Here is a 21,323-nt window from a genome sequence, read left to right as displayed (position 1 = left end):
TATAACAGAGGGAAGGGATCGATACAATAGGAGAAATTATCCAACAATATATTGGAAGGGATCCGTGTTCACCTGAGTGACAAACACCGGAACCCCTGTTAGAGAGGTGGACTTGGTTAGCTTTTCTCTCACTTTTTCCAATACCAAATGCTCTACATGATGGCCGGGATCCAACAGAGACAACCCTTCCGCCGCCGCGTCCAAGGCGGTGTGATGGTCCAGGTCTCCAGTGATATAGACATCGGCGCCACCCTTGATCGCCTCTGGATAATAGCGGCCGCCGGAACCACCGAGTACGGCCACAGTGGAGACCAATCCTTCCCCATCCCCCACCATCCGCAATCCAGAGATCCGGTAAGCTTTGGTCAATTGGTGAGCCAATTCCTTCAAGCTCATCGGTTGAGGCAGCTTTCCGATCCGGCCGATCCCTTCCACCGCCCCCGGAAGGTCCAAGGGATAGAGATCGTAAGCAGGCTCCTCATAGGGATGGACCGCGAACAGCGCCTCCAATACATCTTCCCGGATCTCTTCGGTGATGACGGTTTCCAGACGAACTTCCCCCACACGGGCCAGCTCCCCTTGCTTTCCGATATAGGGTTGGGTTCCATCCTCTGGGAGAAAGGTTCCGGTCCCGTCCAGGTTAAAGGTGCAATGGCTGTAATTCCCGATCCAACCGGCACCCGCCCGGGCCAGCCCACGCAATACCTCCTCATGATGATCCTTAGGAATAAAGACCACTAATTTCTGTAACCGGCTGCTGCGAGTGGGGAGCAAGACCTGACGTTCCTTGAGGCCCAACTGATCGCACAGCACATCGTTCACCCCGTCCGGGGCTGCATCCAGGTTGGTGTGAGCGACGTACACCTGGAGGTCATGTTTCAATATTTTGCGGTAGAGACGCCCAGCAGGCCGATCGGTTCGCAAATCGGTGAGCGGGCGAAAGATGACAGCATGATGGGCGACGATCCAGTTGGCTCCTTTTTCAATCGCCTCATCCACCACTTCTTCCGTCACATCCAGGGCCAGCATCACCCCTTTTACTTCCGCCTGGGGATCCCCCACCTGCAACCCAATCCGGTCCTTGTCCACCGCGAGGGATCGTGGGGCCCACTCTTCCATCACCTTGATCAAATCCTTTCCTGTGACAGCCATGACTGTACCTCCTCCCATCTTCTCCGGTCTGCCGCCAGTTGTTGTTGCCTCATCTGCGCCTCTGGGGTCCGAGCGGAGCGCAAACTGTCCAAAGCCCGGTCCAATCGGTCCACCTCTTCCGCCACACGTTCACCGAGCAGGGGATGACGGTCCCGACACAAGAGAGGACCCAATTTCCTCAGAATATCTCCGGAAAAAGGCAACCCTTGATAGGGGTGCTCTGGTGCGCCGGAGCTCGCCGATACGATCTCGTAAAGGATACCGCCTTCTTTGACTAACTCCTCCTGCTTGATTTCCCAACCCTGTTCCAATAACCAGCGGCGTACCTGATCCCCGTGGTTATTGGGTTGCAATACCAGTTGGGTGGTGGCGTCCAGTTTCTCTTTACCCCGGGAAAGGATGGAAGCGATCAGGCTGCCTCCCATTCCAGCCAAAACCACCACATCCGCTTCTCCCGGGCGCAGCACCTTTAGCCCATCCCCCAGGCGGACATCGATCCGGTCCGACCAGCCGCTTTCACGGACCCGATCGGCGGCATTTTCATAAGGTCCGCGATTCACCTCTCCGGCGATCCCTCTATCCAATACCTGATGCTCGGCCAAATGGACCAAAAGTTGGGCATGATCCGAGCCGATATCCGCCACGATACGACCCGGTGGAATCAATCGGGCCACCGCGGAGAGGCGGTCGGAAATCCGTGAAGCCCCTTGACGTTCGGTGCCCATTTCTCTCCCCCTCTTCATCCCGTTCAACTTTCCATTATAACGGATTGTTGCCGGTTTATCAGGTTGGAATCCGTTCCAATCGACAGGTGATCGGGAGATGATCGGATGGACAACCGGCGTGATCCACCACCTTAGCATCCATGATCTGAAAGTGGGAAGAGCAAAATATATAATCGATTCGCTTTCGCGGAGACGAACAAGGATAGGTGGCCCCTTTGACTCCCCATTCGGCCAGCACATCCCGAAGATACGGGTTTAGCCGGCGAACCACCGGTCGGCAGGGGATCACATTCCAATCCCCTGTAACCACGATCGGCATCGCCACCTTCTGTAATTGCTTAATCAACACATCTGTCTGCTTCCTCCGCATCCAGGGAGTGAGCCCCATATGGGTGACCATGGTGCACACCCTGTGCTTCACCCCCTCCGGTTGTAACTCTACCACCAATAAGGCCCGCGTTTCTTCCCCCATTCTCGTCACCAAGATATTTTCCGAACGGAGCACGTTCCCTTTCAGGAGAAGACCATTTCCATAACCGGTGTTGGATATCTCAGAGCCCCGGGTAATGGCCGGGCCGAATACCGCCGACATCCCCAGTCGGGTAGCCAGGTGGGAAAGCTGGTCCGTGAAACCGCTCCGACGATGAAAGTGGACATCCACCTCGTTCAGCCCCACCAGATCAGGATTTTCCTGTTCAATCACCTGGGCGATCCGCTCCAGATCGACCCGCCCATCACAGCCCCATCCATGTCGGATATTGTAAGCCATCACTTTCATACAACAGGACCTCCCCCAGAATGGACTTGATTACTCCTATGCACCTCGGCCGCTCAACTTTTCGATGGATAGTGAACACACGGTAAAGGAGCCGGTCACTGCCGGCTCCTGGGATTATCCTTTTTTCTTTGACATCGACCGGTCTTTAAAATAGAGCCAGTGGTCGAAGAAAGGTTTTAAATCTTTCCCGGCCACTTCACTAGCCACCTGGACAAAATCCTGGGTGGTGGCTGTCTGGAAGCGATACCGGTCGTAGTAGGTACTGAGGATTTCCAGCACCTTCTCTTTTCCTAGTTCATCTGCCAACTTCCAGAGCATGGCGGCGGGACGGGTGTAGACCATCATCCCGTAGACTGGGTCCGAGTATTTGTAGAGGGATTCGACAGAGGTAACCCCTTTTTCCTCATGAATTCGATCGGTGCGTTCCGCCGCCTTGACCAACAGATCCTGTTCGTTTTCCCCCATCTGTTCGGACATGAACAGAAATTCAGAGAAGGTGGTCAATCCCTCGTCCAACCAAGGCTCTTTCACCTGATTGTTGCCGACAACCCCGTACCACCATTGGTGAGCCAGCTCGTGGGCAACTACATTGACGGCTGGCCGCTCCCCTTTGCGGGTCGGGATTTTATCTAGGGAAGTGACCAAACCTGGATACTCCATCCCGGCAATGCCGTATCCAGTCTCCCCCAGCACCACATCCACTTCTTGATAGGGATACTTCCCAAAGTGTTTTCCGAAAAACTCCATCCCGGAGATGGCCGCCTGATGAAGCTCCTGAGCCACATCTTCCATACCTTTGAGGTACCAGAGGTTGACTTGTACATCCCCCGCTCTCCCCTGAACCGGTTCATAATCTTTACTGATCACCGCAGCAAAATCCCGTACATTGGCCTGCCGGAGGGTCACTTCGGAGTCGACCGGTTCGGGGGAATCTTTGGCGCTGGTGATCAAGCGATACCCCTCCGGCACATGAAAGGTGATCTCAAAATCGGACATCTGAGAGTAAAAAGGATCGCCGGTCGTGGTATATGGATCGGTATGCCACCCCTCCCGGTCTTTAACTGCCAGCATCGGGTACCACTGGGCCAAAAAAGCGGTGTTTCCGTACTTGTTGAGGCGCATCCCGCCTTTGGGAAGCTTTAGTTCATAATCCATTTCCACCTGGGTTGTTTTGCCGGGATGGACCGGGGTCGGCAGATCTACCTTGAGCAGGGTCTCTTTGGTTTTGTTGTGCGCCTGAACCCCGTCCACTCGGACATTTTTCACCTTCAGATAACCAGGCTGCTTTGGTTTGGATTCCTCCCCCCATTTCCAGTCGGCAAAAGCGTTGGGATAAAGATGAAAATACACCTGGCTCAACGCTTCCTTCTCGACAGGTACCTTGACCGACAGATGGCCGGTCACTTTAGTGGATGCCTCATCATAGCGAGCATCGATAACATAGTAAGGACGACGCTCTGCCCCTCTCCACTTTCCTTCCGCTTGGGCCAGATTCGGATTCTGCAACAAAGGGGCCCCTGCCAGGATCAGGGCCATAAAAAACAAAAAGCGACGCTTCATCCGTCCACTCCCCATTTCTGATGGAAATGCTTACCCCTCCTATGATTTCCATCCCTTAGTTTTTTATGACGGAATCACGCCACTTTCCATCCGATCTTACATATTACCGCGCGCTTGTTTGGCATTCCCGGTGTAAAAGAATCGGCAAAAAGTCCTTCACCGACGACCCTTTCCACATTCTGTTCAGGTGAGCAGACATCTTAAAAGAGTTTAAAACCATATCATGCTGATGAGAAAGCTCTAGCACAAAATGGCCAACTCATGCGGTGGACCCCAAGTATGGAGCAAAAGAGCCTGCAAACATTAGGAGAAGCTCAAAGATATATGGAGCTGGAAACAAACCGTATTCGCAACGAGCCGTCAAAAACCGGCCTTTTTCGGTCTGATTCTTCCCTTATTTTTCGCTGAGCTGTAAATTACGGGCGGCTTGCTCCCGCAACTTATATTTTTGGACCTTACCGCTGGCTGTCATCGGGTAGCTGTCCACTTGTTGCACATACTTGGGGATTTTGTATCGGGCGATCTTCCCTTCACAAAAGGAGCGCAGCTCCTCAGCGGTGATCGTTTGCCCTTCCTTGACTCGGATGAAAGCCATGACCTCTTCCCCGTATGTGGCGTCAGGAACCCCCACCACCTGAACATCGAGAATTTCAGGATGGGTGTAAAGAAACTCCTCTATCTCCCGGGGATAGATATTTTCGCCTCCACGGATGATCATGTCTTTTAAGCGGCCGGTAATCCGCAGGTAACCCTCCTCATCCATCGTAGCCAAATCTCCCGTATGCAGCCACCCCTCTTCATCAATCACCTCCCGAGTGGCCTGCTCCATCTTGTAGTATCCCTTCATCACGTGATAACCCCGGGTGCACAGTTCCCCCTGCTCTCCGGGACCCACCTCTTCACCGGTGTCGGGGTGGATCACTTTCACCTCGACTTGAGGCAGCTTTTGGCCAACGGTCTCCACCCGGCGTTCAATCGGATCATCGGTTCTCGTCTGGCTAATCACGGGAGATGATTCCGTCTGACCATAAGCGATGGTGATCTGATCCGCCCCCATGTCGTGGATCACCCGCTTCATCACTTCCATTGGACAGTTGGAGCCAGCCATAATGCCCGTTCGCAAGGAGTCCAGCTGGAACCGGGGGAATTCGGGATGGTCCAGTTCAGCGATAAACATGGTGGGCACCCCATGCAAGGCAGTGCAGCGCTCCTTCTCCACGATCTCAAGGACGGTCAGCGGATCGAATTGGATCACAGGGATCAGCACCGCTCCCGCAGTCACACAGGCCAAAGTGCCGAGCACACATCCGAAACAATGGAAGAAGGGGACTGGAATACACATCCGGTCCTCCGCAGTCAGCTTCATGCATTCGGCGATGTTTTTGGCATTATTGACAATGTTGTTGTGGGTGAGCATCACCCCTTTGGGAAAACCGGTCGTGCCAGAGGTGTACTGCATATTGATCACATCATCCGGATGGAGGGAGGCTTGTCTCTCGGCCAGCTCCTCGTCGGAAACGCTTTTTCCCATCTCCATCAGATCGGACCAAAGGTACATACCTGGTTTCCGCTCGTCACCGATGAGGATGACATTTTTCAAACGGGGCAGACGGGCGGACCGGAGCTGACCTGGAGCGCACTCCTTCAGTTCCGGACAGATTTCATACAACATATCCACATAGCTGGCATTTCGGAACTCCTCCATCAGGATGAGGGTTTCCGTATCTGATTGGCGCAGCAGGTACTCCAATTCCCGAACGCGGTAATTGGTGTTGACGGTGACCAGGACCGCCCCCATCTTTCCTGTGGCAAACTGAGTCACCAGCCATTCCGGGTGATTGGTCGCCCAGATCGCCAGGTGATCCCCCTTTTTCAGCCCCAACTTCATGAAACCCTTGGCAGCTTGATTGCATTGATTCCTGAACTCTCGATAGGTCCATCGCAGCCCTCGTTCGGGGTAGATCACCCCTTCTTGCTCCCCTTGTTGAGATACAATCCCGTCCAAGAGATCCCCCATCGTCGTCTTCATTTGCTCGGCCATCCGGTATACCCCCTGTCCATTCCATTTTTAACATTCTGATAATAGAAGAGAAACGCCCTCCTCCCGGTGGGAGTCAGGCTTGGATGAGATCAACAACCGATTTCTCGGGCAATCACCATCCGTTGGATTTCCGAAGTCCCTTCGCCGATTTCCGTCAGTTTCGCGTCTCGGAAGAAGCGTTCTACCTTGTAGTCGTGCATATAGCCATATCCGCCGTGAATTTGCACGGCCTGGTCACAAACCCGCATGGCCGTTTCCGAAGCATATAGCTTAGCCATAGACGCTTCCTTCGTAAACTTACGTCCTTGGTCCTTTAACCAGGCCGCTTTGTACACCATGTTTCGAGCCAATTCGATCTGCATGGCCATATCCGCCAGCTTATGCTGGATCACCTGAAATTTGGAGATGGAACGGCCGAATTGCACCCGCTCCCGGGCGTAGCGCAGGGCGGATTCATAGGCGCCTTGGGCAATGCCGAGAGCCATCGCCCCGATCCCGATCCGTCCCCCGTCCAGGGTGATCAAAAACTGTTTAAATCCTTCCCCGATCTTCCCTAACACATGGTCGGCGGGCACCCGAACATTTTCTAACACCAGCTCGGTGGTGTTGGAGCTGTGCAATCCCATTTTGACGTAGGAGTCCAACACCTGGAACCCTTCCGCATCGGTCGGGGCGATCAGAGCGGTGATTTCAGGAGAACCGTCTTCTTTCCTTCCGGTAACCGTCGTCAAGGCGACGAATTTTGCATAGCTAGCATTAGTGATAAAACATTTGGAACCGTTGATCACCCATTCATCGCCTTCCCGAACGGCGTGGGTTCGGGTGCCTCCTGCATCCGATCCGGCTTGAGGCTCTGTCAGACCAAAGGCGCCCAAACTTTTCCCCTGACAGAGAGGAACGAGGTATTCCTGTTTCTGCTCTTCCGTTCCAAAAAGGTAAAAGGGGGCACATCCCAGAGAAACATGGGCCGAATAGGTGATGCCAACGGAAGCGCAGACCCGGGACAGCTCCTCCACCGCGATGGCAAAACTGATCGAATCTCCGCCTCCACCCCCGTATTCTTCAGGAAAGGGAAGACCCATGAGATTGAGTTTAGCCATCTTTTCAAATATTTCTACCGGAAACGTTTTTGTCCGGTCTCGTTCGTCGGCACCAGGCGCTACTTCACCTTCCGCAAAATCCCGCATCAACTTACGCACCATTTGCTGTTCTTCGGTTAAATCAAAATTCATGCTTTCCTCCACTCCCCTGTCACTCTTGATGTTAGCGCTTTCATTTATTATTATAGGATCAAGCAGCAAATTCCTTCAAGAATTTTTTAAAAGTACCGTATTCGACCCATTTACTTGCTCTCCTGCGGTTTGCATCGGGTTCCGAAAAGGGATAAAATTGAACCAGCAAAAAAATAAAGCACCCTACAATGGAGTGCTTTTCCAAAAAACGCTGTATTTTGCTTTACTCGAGGAAATCTTTTAAGCGTTTGCTGCGACTGGGATGACGCAATTTGCGGAGAGCCTTAGCTTCAATCTGCCGGATCCGTTCTCGGGTGACGCCAAACACCTTGCCCACTTCCTCCAGGGTGCGGGTCCGTCCATCATCCAGACCGAAACGGAGGCGAAGCACGTTTTCCTCACGATCGGAGAGAGTGTCCAACACGTCTTTCAGCTGTTCCTTCAACAATTCATAAGCGGCCGCATCCGCCGGGGCCTGCACGTCGTCGTCAGGAATGAAGTCTCCCAGGTGAGAGTCGTCCTCCTCGCCGATCGGCGTCTCCAAAGAGACCGGCTCCTGGGCGATCTTCATGATTTCTCGCACTTTGTCCGGGCTGAGATCCATCTCCTCCGCGATCTCTTCCGGTGTGGGTTCACGTCCTAGATCTTGCAGCAATTGACGGGAAACGCGGATTAGTTTATTGATCGTTTCCACCATATGAACCGGAATCCGAATCGTCCGTGCCTGATCAGCGATCGCCCGGGTGATCGCCTGACGGATCCACCAAGTCGCATAGGTGCTGAATTTAAAGCCTTTACGGTAATCGAACTTCTCCACCGCTTTGATCAAGCCCATGTTTCCTTCCTGAATCAGGTCGAGAAACAGCATGCCCCGTCCGACATAGCGCTTGGCAATGCTAACCACTAGCCGGAGGTTGGCTTCTGCAAGGCGGCGTTTCGCCTCTTCGTCACCTTGTTCGATCCGTTCGGCCAAAGCCACCTCTTCTTCGGCGGACAAAAGCGGCACCCGTCCGATCTCCTTTAGATACATACGGACCGGATCGTTGATTTTCACCCCTGGGGGAACGCTCAAATCGTCTTCCAGAAGTTCATCTTCATTTTCTTCTTCCTCGACAAAGTCGACGGACTCCTCATCCTCATTAACCACCTGGACCCCTTGTTCATTCAGGGTCTCGAAAAACTCATCCACTTGTTGTGGATCTTGGTCAAAGGCGGCCATCTTTTCCGTAATTTCTTTATATGTTAGGACCCCGCGTTTCTTTCCGAGGTCGGTCAATTGCTCTTTCACTTGCTCAAGGGTGAGCTCTTGCTCCATGTCAACATTCTGCTCATTTGCCAATTTTGCGATTCCCTCCTTCCCTGAGTCCATTGCATCAGGCCTCTTTTTGAACCCTTTCCCTCAGACGCATCAGTTCAATCCCCAAACGGGTAGCCTTAGCAATGTCACCAGCACGCTCAGCCTCTTTGACTTGCTCTTTCTTCTGTTCAATTTCTTTATGAATAGGATGATTGCGGATATGTCGGATATAATCGGCGATCGCTTCTTCCGCCACTTCCGGAGGCGTATCGAGGAACGCCAAACCGCTGGCCACTTCCAACAGCCGCTCGTCTTTAAGATAACGGATAAAGCGCCCCGGATCAGCCGGATGTCCCTCGGCATAGTAGGCATACAGATAAGCGGCCAAGGCACCGTACACTTCACTGTTAAAATCGGCACCTACCGTTTCCCTCACCCGTTCGGCAACGTTTCTGTCGTGCATCATCGCGGTTAAGAGGCGCTTTTCCGCCTCTTCATACGCCAAGGTGCGGCGATGCTGACCGACCATGTGTTTGCCACCGTGATATCCATTATTCCACTTCCCGGACCCTTTATCCCCGTAACCCTCTTTCTTCTTTTTCACGGCGATCCGCCGTTGTTCCTGTTTGAGGGCATCCAGTGACAGCTGGAATTCCTCTGCCAGCCGCCGCAGATAATGGTCCCGTTCGATCGCCCGGGGAAGCTCGGTGATCATCTCGATAGCCCGGGTCAGATATCGCATCCTCCCCTCCTCGTCCTTGAGATCAAAACTTTCTTTGAGGGCTTCCAGTTTAAAGGACATATAAGGGTCGGCCTGGGCAATCACATCCGCATTGAAGGCCTCCGCACCCCGTCTGCGAATATAATCGTCCGGGTCCATTCCCTGGGGCATCCGAGCCACTTTGACAACCCCGCCCTGTTCTCGGATCAAACCCGCCGCCCGCTCTGCTGCATGTTGGCCCGCTTGGTCGGAGTCATAACAGAGGATGGTCGTCTCGGCGTTCCGACGGATCACCCGAGCTTGAGACTCTGTCAGGGACGTCCCCAAGTTGGCGAGACCGGTTCGAACACCTGCTTGCCAAGCGGAGATGACATCCATGTAACCCTCAAACAGGATCGCTGTCCCCTCTTTTCGAACCGCCTTTCTAGCGCGGTGCAGATTAAACAGAAACTTCCCCTTGTGGAAGAGCGGCGTTTCCGGGCTGTTCAAGTATTTGGGCTGGCCATCCCCCAGCACCCTTCCGCCAAACCCGATCACCCGGCCCTGGGTATCATGGATCGGAAACATCACCCGGTCCCGAAACCGGTCGAAGCATGAAGCCCTTCCCCGGGACGAATTCCGACGGGCTAAAAGTCCCGCCTCCTCCCCCAGCTCTTCGTCAATGTTGCGCCGTCTCAGAAAAGAGCGGAGAAAATGAAAGGAATCCGGGGCGTAACCCAGTTGAAACTCCTTGATCGTTTCCCGGGTGATCCCCCGCTCTTCCAAATACCTCCGGGCTTCTTTACCGTGATCCGTTTCCATTAACAGATAATGGTACAACCGGGCCGTCAGCTCCGTCACCTTGCGAAGCTCCTCGCGCCGGGCTTCTTCCGGATCGTAGGCATCTTTTCCATCCCCTTGAGGAATCTCGATACCCGCAAGCTCTGCCAGATGGCGAACCGCTTCCACAAAGGTGAGCTGTTCCGACTCCATGATGAACTTCAATACATCTCCACCAGCTCCGCACCCGAAGCAGTAGTAAATCTGTTTCTCCGGAGAAACAGAAAAAGATGGGGTCCTCTCAGAATGAAACGGGCACAAGCCGAAAAAGTTTCGTCCACTTTTTTTCAGTTGAACCGTTTGACCCACCACATCGACGATATCAAAATGTTCCCGGACCCGGTCGATGACTTCTTCAGGGATCCGTCCCCCCATGAAATCACCGCCTCCCGTCGTGCTGATATCGGTCTACCGCTCAACACGTACCTATTCGCCAACATTCGTCAAAATCCTCCCCTTTATAGAGAGGGAAAATCAGGCAAATATGTATGAGGAACGGAGCGGAAACCGGCTGCATATCTTTCAATTCTACATCATGTACTTGATTCCTTCCACCTCCTGACGGGTTTCCAACTTTTGAACATTTGTCGAAAATTGTTTCCTAGGTATTGTTCTCCTCAGTATTATACGCCGAAACATAAAAAAAATCCTTCCATCCCTTGACATTATCAAAAAAGTTGATCTCATTTCTTCAAAAAATAGAGAACCCTGGAATTTCCAAGGTTCTTTAAGATCGCATTATCCGATTTTAGCAGAGCTGTCTGTGTCTGGTTCGGAAGAATGGAGAATAGCAGCCTGAGCGGCCGCCAGCCGGGCCAGGGGAACCCGGAAGGGAGAGCAGCTCACATAATCCAACCCTGCCTGATGGCAGAATTGAATAGACCGCTTTTCGCCTCCGTGTTCGCCGCATATCCCCGTCTTCAAGTCCGCTTTGATCCGTCGTCCTTCCCTTACCCCCAGAGAGACTAAGCGTCCCACTCCATCGGTATCAAGGGTGACAAAGGGATTCTCCGGCAGCACCTTGTGGTCAATATAATGATGGAGAAATTTTCCTTCCGCGTCATCTCGGCTGTACCCAAAGGTGGTCTGTGTCAGGTCATTGGTCCCAAAGGAGAAAAAGTCGGCCTCTTCGGCGATTTCCGCAGCAGTCAAGGCGGCCCGGGGCACTTCGATCATCGTCCCCACACTGAAGGGGATCGATTGCCCTGTCCGGCTCTCCACTTGCTCCGCTACTTCCTCCACTAACTTGCGCATCTCTTTCAGTTCATTGACGTGGCCGACGAGAGGGATCATGATCTCAGGTTCGACCGAAGCCCCTTCCCGGATCACTTCCGCCGCTGCCTGAAAAATCGCTTTCACCTGCATAGCGTAAATTTCCGGGTGAATCATACCGAGGCGGCACCCCCGGTGGCCCAACATGGGATTCAATTCGTGAAGAGCCCGCACTTTTCGGAGGAGCTCCTCTTTTTCGCCTATTTCTCGGCGGTCCGCATCCGGGTTCATCCGCAACTGAACCAGCTCTGTCAACAGCTCCTCCAGATTGGGCAGAAATTCATGCAACGGCGGATCCAACAGGCGAATCGTCACCGGCAGCCCGTCCATTGCTTGGAAAATGCCTTTGAAATCCCCCTGTTGCAGAGGAAGCAGTTGATCCAGTGCTGCCCGACGCTCGTCCGCCGTTTCAGCGAGGATCATGTCCCGTACCAAGGGGATCCGATCCGCTTCCATAAACATATGTTCCGTTCGACAAAGGCCTACTCCTTCGGCGCCAAACTGACGTGCCGTTTGCGAATCCTCCGAGTTGTCGGCATTGGCCCTCACCTTTAACCGGCGGAACTCATCGGCCCACTCCAGCAACCGCTGAAATTCAACGGATAGTTCCGGATCGATCAAGGGCACCTCGCCCTGGATCACATGGCCGGTCCCACCGTCGATGGAGAGTTGATCCCCTTCTCGAAGAGTGGTCTCACCGATGGTTAGCTCCCCCGCCTTCAGATCGATACGGGCTTCCTCACAACCGCAGATACAGGGTTTCCCCATGCCCCGGGCAACCACAGCTGCATGACTGGTCATCCCGCCTCGACTGGTCAGCACGCCTTGGGAGGCGACGATTCCGTGGATATCGTCCGGTGTGGTTTCAGGACGGGCCAGGATCACTTTTTCCCCTTCCTGGGATTTCCGTTCTGCGGTGTCCGCATCAAACACCAGTTTACCCGCAGCGGCGCCGGGAGAAGCAGGCAAGCCCTTTGTCAACACATTCAGCCGGGCATCTGGGTCCACTCGCCGGTGCAGAATCTGATCCAGATGTTCCGGATCCACCCGTTCTAAAGCGGTACGCCGGTCGATCACCCCTTCTTCCACCAGATCGGCAGCGATCTTTACCGCTGCGTGAGCAGTCCGTTTGCCGTTTCGAGTCTGGAGAATGTAGAGGTTCCCCCGTTCCACGGTAAATTCAATATCCTGCATATCCCGGTAATGAGCTTCCAGCCGGCGGCTGATATCGCGGAAGGCATCGTAAATCGCCGGCATCCGGTTGGACAAGGCGGCAATCGGCTCCGGGGTCCGAATACCGGCCACCACATCCTCCCCCTGGGCGTTGATAAGGAATTCTCCATAAAGAACCTTTTCACCGGTAGACGGATTTCGGGTGAAGGCGACGCCGGTACCCGAGTCGTCGCCCATATTGCCAAACACCATCATCTGTACGTTGACCGCGGTTCCCAAATCGTCGCTGATCTTATGAATTTTTCTGTAAATGCGGGCGCGCTGATTATTCCAGGAGTCGAAGACCGCGATGATCGCTCGTTCCAGCTGTTCCGTCGGGTCCTGAGGGAAGGGTTGCCCCGTCTCCTCTTTCACCATGTCCTTAAACCGTTCGATCACCACTTGCCAATCGGCGGCGGTAAGCTCCGTATCGGAGGAGGCCGACCGTTCCTCTTTCATCTCTTCAATCACGCGTTCAAACCGGTAGTGGGGAATGCCTAGGACGACGTCCCCGTACATCTGGATAAAACGACGATAGCAGTCGTAAGCAAAACGGGGGCTTTCCGTCAATCCTTCCAACCCTTGTACCGTCTCATCGTTTAATCCGAGGTTGAGGACGGTGTCCATCATCCCCGGCATGGAGATCACTGCCCCGGACCGGACAGAGACCAACAGAGGGTTTGCCGGGTCCCCCAGCTTTTTCCCCGACTTCTCCTCCAGGGCATCGAGGGCTTTCCGAATCTCGTCTTTTCTGGCGGACTTCAACGTTCGTCCGTTTTCGTAGTACTCCAAACAAGCGGCTGTGGTCAGGGTGAACCCCGGCGGAACGGGAAGGCCCGCTTGGGTCATCTCTCCCAGGTTGGCCCCCTTCCCTCCCATCAGGTGCTTCTGTTCCATACTCCCTTCAGTAAAAGGAATGATAAAGGGCTGACTCATGTGGAATCGCCTCCTTTGCGCAACATGTCGAGAACCATGTTGGCCGTCTCCTCCACTGCTTTGTTGGACACATCCAAAACCGGGCAACCAACCCGTCGCATCACCTGTTCCGCATACTCTAACTCTTGTAGGATGCGCTCCATATTGGCATAGTTGGCCTGGGCGGTCAGACCCAGTGATTTCAGGCGTTCCCGCCGAATACCGTTGAGTTGATCCGGGTCGATGCTGAGGCCGATGCAACGCTCCGGTGCCACCTGAAACAGCTCATCTGGCGGCTCCACCTCCGGTACCAGGGGAACATTGGCCACCTTCAAACGCTTATGAGCCAAATACATAGACAGCGGGGTCTTGGAGGTCCGGGAGACCCCGATCAGCACCACATCGGCCCGCAAAATCCCCCGAGGATCTTTTCCGTCATCATACTTGACGGCAAATTCGATAGCCTCCACCTTCCGGAAATAATCATCATCCAATTTGCGGACCAACCCCGGTTCCCGCTTAGGTTCCCGCTCATAAAGGGTGGCCAGGGTATTTAACATCGGGCCCATGATATCGACAACGGGGACATCGTGTTCTGCCGCCACATCAAACAGGTATTCCTGCAGATTGCTCACCACCATCGTGAAGGCGATCACGCCCCCCTCCTCTGCGGCGGATTCCACGGTTTCCCGAATCGTTTTTTTGTCATCTACATAGGGGATGCGCCGAATGACTGCATCACCGCCATTAAATTGGCTTGCAGCAGCACGAACCACAAACTCGGCGGTCTCCCCTACTGAATCGGAAAGAAGAAAGATGACGGGTCGGTTCGTTGCACTGGAAATAATACTTCCCTCCCTGACTTAAACAGTTGCTCCTTCTCCCAGTTCCACAAATGCTTTGGTTACCGTCGTTTTGGTGATTCGGCCGATCACTTCCGGACCGTCGTCACCGCCTTCCCGCTCTTTGACTACAGGCAACGCGTCCACTTGACTGGAAATCAGCTTCGACGCTGCGCTCAGCAACGTATCATCCGGACTGCAGGTAATAATATTGGGCATACGGCTCATCACAATGCCGACCGGGATCGACTGCAAATCCTGATTGCCCATGGAGCTTTTTAAAAGATCCTTTCGCGATACCACCCCGACCAGGACCCCTCCCTCTTTTACTACAAACAGGGTTCCCACATCCTCCAGGAACATGGTGCAGATCGCATCATAGACCGACGTCTCTTCCTGACAGACGACGGGGACGGACTTGCGATCCTTGACCGTCAGCTTCCGAATGTGTTCCCCCAACAGCTGATTTCCCGTTTTTCCGGAATAAAAGTAACCCACCCGCGGCCGGGCTTCCAGAAAACCGGACATGGTGAGAATGGCCAGGTCGGGACGCAGCGTCGCCCGGGTTAAGTTTAATTTTTCCGCGATATGCTCCCCGGTAATCGGCCCTTCATCTTTTACGATGCGTAAGATGGTCTCCTGGCGTTCTGACAGCTCGATTGGTTTACACCCCCCTGGCATTGGCGAGCCCGATTATTATGTCATACTTAAAACGAATAATCCTGATATAGTATATACTATATCGAGACATCGGTTTGTGCAACCATTTTCCCTCTGGCATAAAAAAGAAAGGACGGGTTTAAAACCCGCCCTTTATCTTACGAGGCAAAGACAATTTTGTTGAAGTCGGCGAAGCGGTGCGTCAACCGATCGATATCCCGCAACAGGGATAACCGATTATTGCGGGTGGCTTTATCTTCTGCCATCACCAACACATCGTCGAAGAAGCGATGAATCACTGGCGCCAATTGGGCGATCGCCTCAAACATCCCCTGGGCATCCTGCTGTTCCTCGGCCGAAGCGAAGGAGCGAGCAGCGGAGGTGATCGCGGCGTAGAGCTCCCGTTCCGCCCACAGATCCAACAGGTCTCCGTTTACTTTCGCCTCGGGATCCCCTTTGGCCGACAAGTTAGCCACCCGGCTGAAGGCTTCCACGACGGATTTGAATTCCTCCTTCGCCACATTCTCGGTCAACACTTGCGCCCGTTCCAGCACCAACTGTGGATAGGCGATATCTGACGCCAGGACGGCATCGATTACGTCATACCGGATTCCTTTCTCCTGCAACAGGGTTTTCAACCGGAGACGGAAGAAGTGGAGCAGCTCCTCTTTTACTTGCTGCTGCTCCCGTTGCAACCAGTCGTCTGTCTCCAGACGCTGGAGGCAGTCATCCAGCAATCGATCCAGACTCAAGTTCCCCAGATCCCGGCCGGCCAGGATGTGGACTACCCCGGAAGCGCGCCGGCGTAAACCATAGGGATCCTGTGAGCCGGTCGGCTGGATGCCAACAGCAAAGGCGGAGACCACAGCGTCCATCTTATCCGCCAGGCTGATCAATGTGCCGACGATTCCCTCCGGTAAGCGATCACCAGCGAAACGGGGATAGTGGTGTTCTAGAACCGCCCGGGCCACCTCCGTTTGCTCGCCGGCTTTAGCCGCGTATTCCGCTCCCATCACCCCACTCAGTTCGGGGAACTCGTCCACCATCAATGTCGACAGGTCAAACTTGCTGATTTCCGCTGCACGGGAGAGGATCGCGCGGGTCGCTTCATCTAGAGACAGACGCCGGGCCCATTCTGCGACCAGATACCGGATCCGTTCCACCTGATCCCCGACGGTACCTAAATTCTCAAAGTAGACCACATCGTCCAACTTCCGGACGGCCTCTTCGATGGGAAGCTTTCGGTCCTCTTCATAGAAGAATCGGGCGTCGGCCAGACGGGCGCTCAATACTTTCTCGTTCCCTTGAGCCACCTTATCCAGCGACCGGTCGTCTCCATTTCGCACGGAGACAAAATAGGGAAGCAGCTGACCGTCGCGGCTTTCCACAGGGAAATAGCGTTGGTGTTCCCGCATGGAGGTGATCAACACCGCAGCCGGCAATTCCAGAAAGCTCTCGTGAAAGGTGCCGTAAAAAGCAGTGGGGATCTCCACTAAGTGGGTCACTTCATCCAACAGCTTTTCATCCACCGGGATGTTCCATCCATGTTGCTGCTCCAACTGTCGCAATTGCTTCCGGATTTCCTCCCGCCGTTCTTCCACATCGACCCAAACCGATTGTTCGCGAAGAGCCCCCACATAATCGGAGGGGGCCGTCAGTTGCGTTTCTCCACCGAGAAAGCGATGTCCCCAAGTGCGGTTGTCCGCTGTCACACCCGCCCATTCTACCGGAACCGAGTCTTCCCCATACAGGCAGACGAGCCAGCGGATCGGGCGGATAAAGCGGGTTCGACGGCTCCCCCACCGCATCGATTTGGGAAAATGGATGCTGCCCAAAACCTCCGCAAGCCCTTCGTACAACAAGGTGGACGTCTCTTGCCCCTTCTCATGCTTTTTGGCGAAGACATAGTTCTCCCCTTTATGCTCCTGCAACTGTAGCTGATCGACAGAGATTCCCTGCTTACGGGCAAAACCTTGCGCGGCTTTGGTCCAGCTGCCATCCTCTGCAACGGCAATTCGTTCCGCCGGACCCCGCACCTCTTCTTCCACATCAGTTTGCCGATCGGCTACAGCCTCCACGACCACAGCCAGGCGGCGAGGAGTCGCATATGTACGGGCCAGACCGTGGCCGATCCGTTTCTCATCCAACCAAGCCGTCAACTTATCTTCCAACTGCTTCATCCCGCCTTCAATAAACCGGGCGGGCATCTCTTCCAGGCCAATCTCCACCAACAGATCCCGTTCAGCCATGTTGGACCCCTCCCTCTTTCAGCATCGGGAAACCGAGCCGCTCCCTTTCCTCTACATATTTTTGCGCCGAGCGGCGGGCCAGTTTGCGGACACGAGCCAGATAGCCTGTCCGTTCCGACACGCTGATCGCCCCCCGGGCATCGAGTAGGTTAAAAGTGTGGGAGCACTTCAGTACATAATCGTAAGCGGCGAAAACCAGATTTTCTTCCAGGGCCCGCATCGCTTCCTGTTCATAATCGTCAAACCAGCGGAACAGCTTTTCTGTCTCCGATACTTCAAAGGAGTATTTGGAATGCTCGTACTCCGGCTGTTTAAAGATGTCTCCGTAACTAACCCCGTCTACCCAGGTCAGATCGTAGATATTTTCTTTATCCTGGATATAGGAAGCCAATCGTTCCAGACCGTAGGTTAATTCCACGGAAACCGGATCCGCATCCTGTCCTCCGATTTGTTGGAAATAGGTAAACTGGGTCACTTCCATACCATCCAGCCAGACTTCCCATCCGAGACCGGCCGCGCCCATCGCCGGGTTCTCCCAGTTGTCCTCCACAAACCGGATATCATGTTCCAAGGGGTTGATGCCCAGTTCCTTCAAACTGTCCAAGTACAGATCCTGGATGTTGTCCGGAGAGGGCTTCATAATCACCTGAAACTGGTGATGCTGATAAACCCGGTTGGGGTTTTCTCCGTAACGGCCATCCGACGGCCGCCGAGAAGGTTCCACATAGGCCACGTTCCAGGGCTCCGGGCCAAGACAGCGGAGAAAGGTCATGGGATTCATCGTTCCCGCCCCTTTTTCCACATCATAAGGCTGAGCCAGCACACAACCCTGGGCACTCCAGTACGTCTGCAATTTCAGGATGATGTCCTGGATATTCACGGTTCCCACCTCAAATTCTCTGCAATATAAAAAACCTTCCACCCCAATGGAGGGCCTCTCCATAGGGACGGGAGGTTTCCCGCGGTTCCACCCTACTTGGCCCGCCGGCATCCAATCGGCGAGCCCCCTTGCTTGAACCCATGCGCTACGGAACGCCCTTCGCCGGATTTGTGACCGGGCTCTCACCATCCCCGGCTCGCTGACACAAATGGATCGGCTACTCCTTTCCCTCATCGCGCAAACGATATGATTAACTAGAGTAGTTATACCAAAGCGAAATTCCTTTGTCAATTTTACGGACCGTAATTAACAGGCACACACTTCAATTAACGGGCTTTAGAAACGTTGTGATTCATGGCAGGTCCGATACGAGAGGAAGCGTTAACCCGAAAGAGCGACTTTGCACTCACGGACCGATGGGCTGACGCCCGAAGAAAAGGATGCTGTTCTCCCTAGCGGAAAATCAGCATACAAACTCACATCTTCGAATCCACAGCCATCCCGGCTTTGCCCCTGCCCGAAGCAGGATAATGGGCAGGCAGTTCCCACACCTTTGTAAGACAGCAGTCGGAGCGGCTTCGGATAAATGCTGCCGCTCGCGCTTTTCACAACACCTTTAGCTCTCCTCTGACCAGTCTCGTCGAACCCGATCGAGAAAATCCCTGGACTTTAGCCGCACATCCACATATTCATCGACAAAGGAGCGGAGCGCCCGCTCCAGCTGCTGTTTGGTCTCCTCTTTCACCTGTACGTTACCCAGACGATCTGGGGTGACCCGCTGCAAGGTTTTGATAATTCGGGCAGCAGCAGGCGAAAGAGAAAGGGCCCGGGGATCCCGGTCCGCACAATGGAGGCAAAGGAATCCGCCCTGCCGAACGCTGAACTTGACAGGACGGTCCGTGGCCCCACATACCATGCACCCGTCCAACACCGGCCGATATCCCGCCGTCTCCAGCACCTTCAGTTCAAAGATGCGGGCGAGGATATCTGGGTCTACGCCATCTTCCATCATCTCGAAGGTGGAGAGGAGTAACTCGTACAGCGCCGGTGCCGGCTCTTTTTCTACTGTCATTCTGTCCAGAAATTCCGTAAGATAGGATGCGTAAGAGGCGAGAATCAGATCGAAACGAAGCGGATGGTGGGACTCCAGAATATCAGCTTGGGAAACCGTGGCCATGCCCGAACCGATGAAGCAGAGATACTGTCCCATGGTAAAGGGCTGGGTCGCCCCGCCTAATCGGCTTTTCGGTTTTTTTGCTCCTCGGGCCATGGCGGCTAGCTTTCCTTGTTCCCGGGTAAACAGGATGACCACTTTGTTGCTCTCTCCGTAATCCCGGGTCCGGAGAACAATCCCTTCCACCTTTTCCAACATCGGCGATTCCCCTTAAACCTTCGTCTCCTCTTTTTGCTTCTGTGGCTGTCTCTGATCTTTCCATTCGGCAAGCGTCTTCGTCTTCATATCGGTGTACAACAGGTACGCGTCAATACTGCCGGTCACTGCAAAACAGTTCCAGGAAAAGTCGCGCAACCAACTCATCCTTTCCGCCAGGCGAATGGTGTCTATCTAACGGTTAGGATGACCTACCAGCACCGGAGTATAACCTTCTCGGCAAAGAAAAAACTTTCCACTGCTCAATCATCATCGCGATAGCCGAATTCCTTCAGCATCAAGGCCTCGTTACGCCAATCCCGCTTCACTTTAACCCACAGATCCAGATAGACTCGGCTTCCCAACAGCCCTTGAATCTCTTCCCGGGCGCGGCGTCCCACCTCTTTCAACATCCCCCCCTGCTTGCCGATCAAAATCCCCTTCTGCGAGGGGCGTTCGGTGTAGATCGTCGCCCGCACATAGATCTGATTCTCTTCTTCCTGTTCCATCTCTTCCACTACCACCGCCACGGAATGGGGCACCTCTTCCCGGGTGAGATGAAGCACCTTCTCCCGGATCAGTTCCCCAATCACAAACTGTTCCGGATGGTCGGTTACATGTTCACTAGGATAATAAGCCGGACCCTCGGGCAGCTCCTTCACTATCAGTTTCAGCAAGGTGGAAGTGTTATTTCCCTGCAGAGCGGAGATAGGAACCACCTCCTGAAACTGGAACTGCTTCCTGTAACTGTCGATCAAGGGAAGCAGTTGGTCGGGGTGAACCTGATCGATCTTGTTCACAACCAGGAACACCGGTGTCCGGATCCCCTCCAGCTGCTCCATGATATAGCGGTCGCCTCCCCCCATCCCTTCTTTGGCGTCAACGAGAAAAAGGATCACATCCACTTCCGCGAAGGTATCCCGGGCGGACTTTACCATCCAGTCACCGAGACGGGACTTGGGCTTGTGAATGCCCGGGGTGTCGAGAAAAACCACCTGCTCCGTATCTGTGGTGTAAACTCCCCGGATCTGGTTCCGCGTGGTTTGAGGTTTGTCGGACATAATCGCCACTTTTCGTCCCAACACATGATTCAACAGGGTGGACTTGCCCACGTTGGGCCGACCGATCAAAGCGACAAATCCGGATTTAAACACTGGCTCCTTCATTGAGATCCTCCTTGTCAAAGGCACCGGGTAACAGCTCCCCCACCGTCGTCTCTTGGACCGCCCCCTTCAGGTTGGCCAGATAGACAGGGGTTGCCGGTGTACACAGCTCCGCCATCACCTGGCGACAGGCGCCGCAGGGGGAGACCGGCCTCTCGGTGTTCGCCACCACCGCGATGGCGGAAAAGCGGTCCACCCCTTCCGAGATCCCCTTAAACAAAGCCGTCCGCTCCGCACAGTTGCTTAAACCATAGGAGGCGTTCTCAACATTGCAACCGGTAAAAACCCTGCCGTCCTGAGCGAGGGCGGCCGCCCCCACCGGAAACGTGGAATAGGGGACGTAGGCCCGCTCTCTCCCCTTTTTGGCCTGTTCGATCAATTGCTCCTTGTTCATCTTTCAACTCCCCCCATCAATATCTGATTCACCCTGTGGTGC

General features: G+C 54.2%; 17 protein-coding genes. All 17 read right to left on the bottom strand.

The annotated features are described in order from the left end of the window. Positions 1 to 36: 36 nt before the first annotated feature. Complete coding sequence (locus BLP91_RS11765) at positions 37 to 1,152, bottom strand: Nif3-like dinuclear metal center hexameric protein (RefSeq protein ID WP_091571261.1); 1,116 nt, start codon at positions 1,150 to 1,152, stop codon at positions 37 to 39. Further along, positions 1,128 to 1,877: a tRNA (adenine(22)-N(1))-methyltransferase gene (locus tag BLP91_RS11760; protein WP_176757954.1), complete on the bottom strand. Its 750-nt coding sequence runs from the start codon at positions 1,875 to 1,877 to the stop codon at positions 1,128 to 1,130. The genes BLP91_RS11765 and BLP91_RS11760 overlap by 25 nt, the downstream gene beginning before the upstream one ends. Positions 1,878 to 1,935: 58 nt before the next feature. Next, positions 1,936 to 2,655 carry an endonuclease/exonuclease/phosphatase family protein gene (locus BLP91_RS11755; protein WP_091571256.1) on the bottom strand — a complete coding sequence of 240 codons (720 nt, stop codon included), beginning with the start codon at positions 2,653 to 2,655 and terminating at the stop codon, positions 1,936 to 1,938. Positions 2,656 to 2,769: 114 nt separating this feature from the next. Further along, complete coding sequence (locus BLP91_RS11750) at positions 2,770 to 4,215, bottom strand: M1 family metallopeptidase (RefSeq protein ID WP_176757953.1); 1,446 nt, start codon at positions 4,213 to 4,215, stop codon at positions 2,770 to 2,772. A 394-nt stretch (positions 4,216 to 4,609) separates the two neighbouring features. Beyond that, positions 4,610 to 6,256 (bottom strand): AMP-binding protein, encoded by a 1,647-nt coding sequence (locus BLP91_RS11745; RefSeq protein ID WP_091571251.1) that lies wholly within the window; start codon positions 6,254 to 6,256, stop codon positions 4,610 to 4,612. Positions 6,257 to 6,345: 89 nt separating this feature from the next. Next, positions 6,346 to 7,488: an acyl-CoA dehydrogenase gene (locus BLP91_RS11740; protein ID WP_091571248.1), complete on the bottom strand. Its 1,143-nt coding sequence runs from the start codon at positions 7,486 to 7,488 to the stop codon at positions 6,346 to 6,348. A 223-nt stretch (positions 7,489 to 7,711) separates the two neighbouring features. After that, on the bottom strand, positions 7,712 to 8,803 hold the full coding sequence (gene rpoD / locus BLP91_RS11735; RefSeq protein WP_218119249.1) for an RNA polymerase sigma factor RpoD: 1,092 nt from the start codon (positions 8,801 to 8,803) through the stop codon (positions 7,712 to 7,714). Positions 8,804 to 8,861: 58 nt separating this feature from the next. Further along, positions 8,862 to 10,700 (bottom strand): DNA primase, encoded by a 1,839-nt coding sequence (gene dnaG / locus BLP91_RS11730; protein WP_091571245.1) that lies wholly within the window; start codon positions 10,698 to 10,700, stop codon positions 8,862 to 8,864. Positions 10,701 to 11,063: 363 nt separating this feature from the next. Continuing rightward, positions 11,064 to 13,745 (bottom strand): pyruvate, phosphate dikinase, encoded by a 2,682-nt coding sequence (gene ppdK / locus BLP91_RS11725; RefSeq protein ID WP_091571241.1) that lies wholly within the window; start codon positions 13,743 to 13,745, stop codon positions 11,064 to 11,066. Next, positions 13,742 to 14,569, bottom strand: coding sequence for a pyruvate, water dikinase regulatory protein (locus BLP91_RS11720; protein ID WP_091571238.1), 828 nt, complete (start codon positions 14,567 to 14,569; stop codon positions 13,742 to 13,744). Before BLP91_RS11720 ends, ppdK begins: the two co-directional genes overlap by 4 nt. Before the next feature lie 18 nt (positions 14,570 to 14,587). After that, a complete protein-coding gene (gene ccpN / locus BLP91_RS11715; protein WP_091571236.1) occupies positions 14,588 to 15,247 on the bottom strand; it encodes a transcriptional regulator CcpN in 660 nt (219 codons plus the stop codon). Between the two features lie 137 nt (positions 15,248 to 15,384). Then, entirely contained in the window at positions 15,385 to 17,475 is a 2,091-nt protein-coding gene (gene glyS, locus BLP91_RS11710; protein ID WP_091571233.1) for a glycine--tRNA ligase subunit beta, read from the bottom strand. Continuing rightward, positions 17,468 to 18,355, bottom strand: a complete 888-nt coding sequence (gene glyQ / locus BLP91_RS11705; protein WP_091571313.1) for a glycine--tRNA ligase subunit alpha — start codon at positions 18,353 to 18,355, stop codon at positions 17,468 to 17,470. Before glyQ ends, glyS begins: the two co-directional genes overlap by 8 nt. A gap of 616 nt (positions 18,356 to 18,971) precedes the next feature. After that, the gene (gene recO / locus BLP91_RS11700) at positions 18,972 to 19,727 is read right to left on the bottom strand and encodes a DNA repair protein RecO (protein ID WP_091571230.1); all 756 of its coding nucleotides are present in this window, start codon (positions 19,725 to 19,727) and stop codon (positions 18,972 to 18,974) included. A gap of 12 nt (positions 19,728 to 19,739) precedes the next feature. Beyond that, positions 19,740 to 19,883, bottom strand: a complete 144-nt coding sequence (locus BLP91_RS11695) for a YqzL family protein (RefSeq protein ID WP_091571227.1) — start codon at positions 19,881 to 19,883, stop codon at positions 19,740 to 19,742. A gap of 104 nt (positions 19,884 to 19,987) precedes the next feature. After that, positions 19,988 to 20,890 (bottom strand): GTPase Era, encoded by a 903-nt coding sequence (era, locus tag BLP91_RS11690; RefSeq protein WP_091571224.1) that lies wholly within the window; start codon positions 20,888 to 20,890, stop codon positions 19,988 to 19,990. Beyond that, positions 20,871 to 21,281: a cytidine deaminase gene (locus BLP91_RS11685; protein ID WP_091571222.1), complete on the bottom strand. Its 411-nt coding sequence runs from the start codon at positions 21,279 to 21,281 to the stop codon at positions 20,871 to 20,873. The genes era and BLP91_RS11685 overlap by 20 nt, the downstream gene beginning before the upstream one ends. Positions 21,282 to 21,323 lie beyond the last annotated feature (42 nt).

This window comes from Melghirimyces thermohalophilus (assembly GCF_900102685.1).
Classification (GTDB): Bacteria; Bacillota; Bacilli; order Thermoactinomycetales; family DSM-45169; genus Melghirimyces; species Melghirimyces thermohalophilus.
Note: the sequence above shows the minus strand (reverse complement) of the source record. Positions and strands in the feature narration are given on the sequence as shown.

What these genes read in the sequence shown, in the direction of transcription:
- BLP91_RS11750 (WP_176757953.1), bottom strand. Translation starts at nt 4,215, where the DNA reads ATGAAGCGTCGCTTTTTGTTTTTTATGGCCCTGATCCTGGCAGGGGCC.
- BLP91_RS11745 (WP_091571251.1), bottom strand. Translation starts at nt 6,256, where the DNA reads ATGGCCGAGCAAATGAAGACGACGATGGGGGATCTCTTGGACGGGATT.
- ppdK (WP_091571241.1), bottom strand. Translation starts at nt 13,745, where the DNA reads ATGAGTCAGCCCTTTATCATTCCTTTTACTGAAGGGAGTATGGAACAG.
- ccpN (WP_091571236.1), bottom strand. Translation starts at nt 15,247, where the DNA reads ATGCCAGGGGGGTGTAAACCAATCGAGCTGTCAGAACGCCAGGAGACC.
- recO (WP_091571230.1), bottom strand. Translation starts at nt 19,727, where the DNA reads ATGTTGGAAAAGGTGGAAGGGATTGTTCTCCGGACCCGGGATTACGGA.
- glyS (WP_091571233.1), bottom strand. Translation starts at nt 17,475, where the DNA reads ATGGCTGAACGGGATCTGTTGGTGGAGATTGGCCTGGAAGAGATGCCC.
- BLP91_RS11740 (WP_091571248.1), bottom strand. Translation starts at nt 7,488, where the DNA reads ATGAATTTTGATTTAACCGAAGAACAGCAAATGGTGCGTAAGTTGATG.
- BLP91_RS11755 (WP_091571256.1), bottom strand. Translation starts at nt 2,655, where the DNA reads ATGAAAGTGATGGCTTACAATATCCGACATGGATGGGGCTGTGATGGG.
- rpoD (WP_218119249.1), bottom strand. Translation starts at nt 8,803, where the DNA reads ATGGAGCAAGAGCTCACCCTTGAGCAAGTGAAAGAGCAATTGACCGAC.
- BLP91_RS11765 (WP_091571261.1), bottom strand. Translation starts at nt 1,152, where the DNA reads ATGGCTGTCACAGGAAAGGATTTGATCAAGGTGATGGAAGAGTGGGCC.
- dnaG (WP_091571245.1), bottom strand. Translation starts at nt 10,700, where the DNA reads ATGGGGGGACGGATCCCTGAAGAAGTCATCGACCGGGTCCGGGAACAT.
- era (WP_091571224.1), bottom strand. Translation starts at nt 20,890, where the DNA reads ATGAAGGAGCCAGTGTTTAAATCCGGATTTGTCGCTTTGATCGGTCGG.
- BLP91_RS11760 (WP_176757954.1), bottom strand. Translation starts at nt 1,877, where the DNA reads ATGGGCACCGAACGTCAAGGGGCTTCACGGATTTCCGACCGCCTCTCC.
- BLP91_RS11685 (WP_091571222.1), bottom strand. Translation starts at nt 21,281, where the DNA reads ATGAACAAGGAGCAATTGATCGAACAGGCCAAAAAGGGGAGAGAGCGG.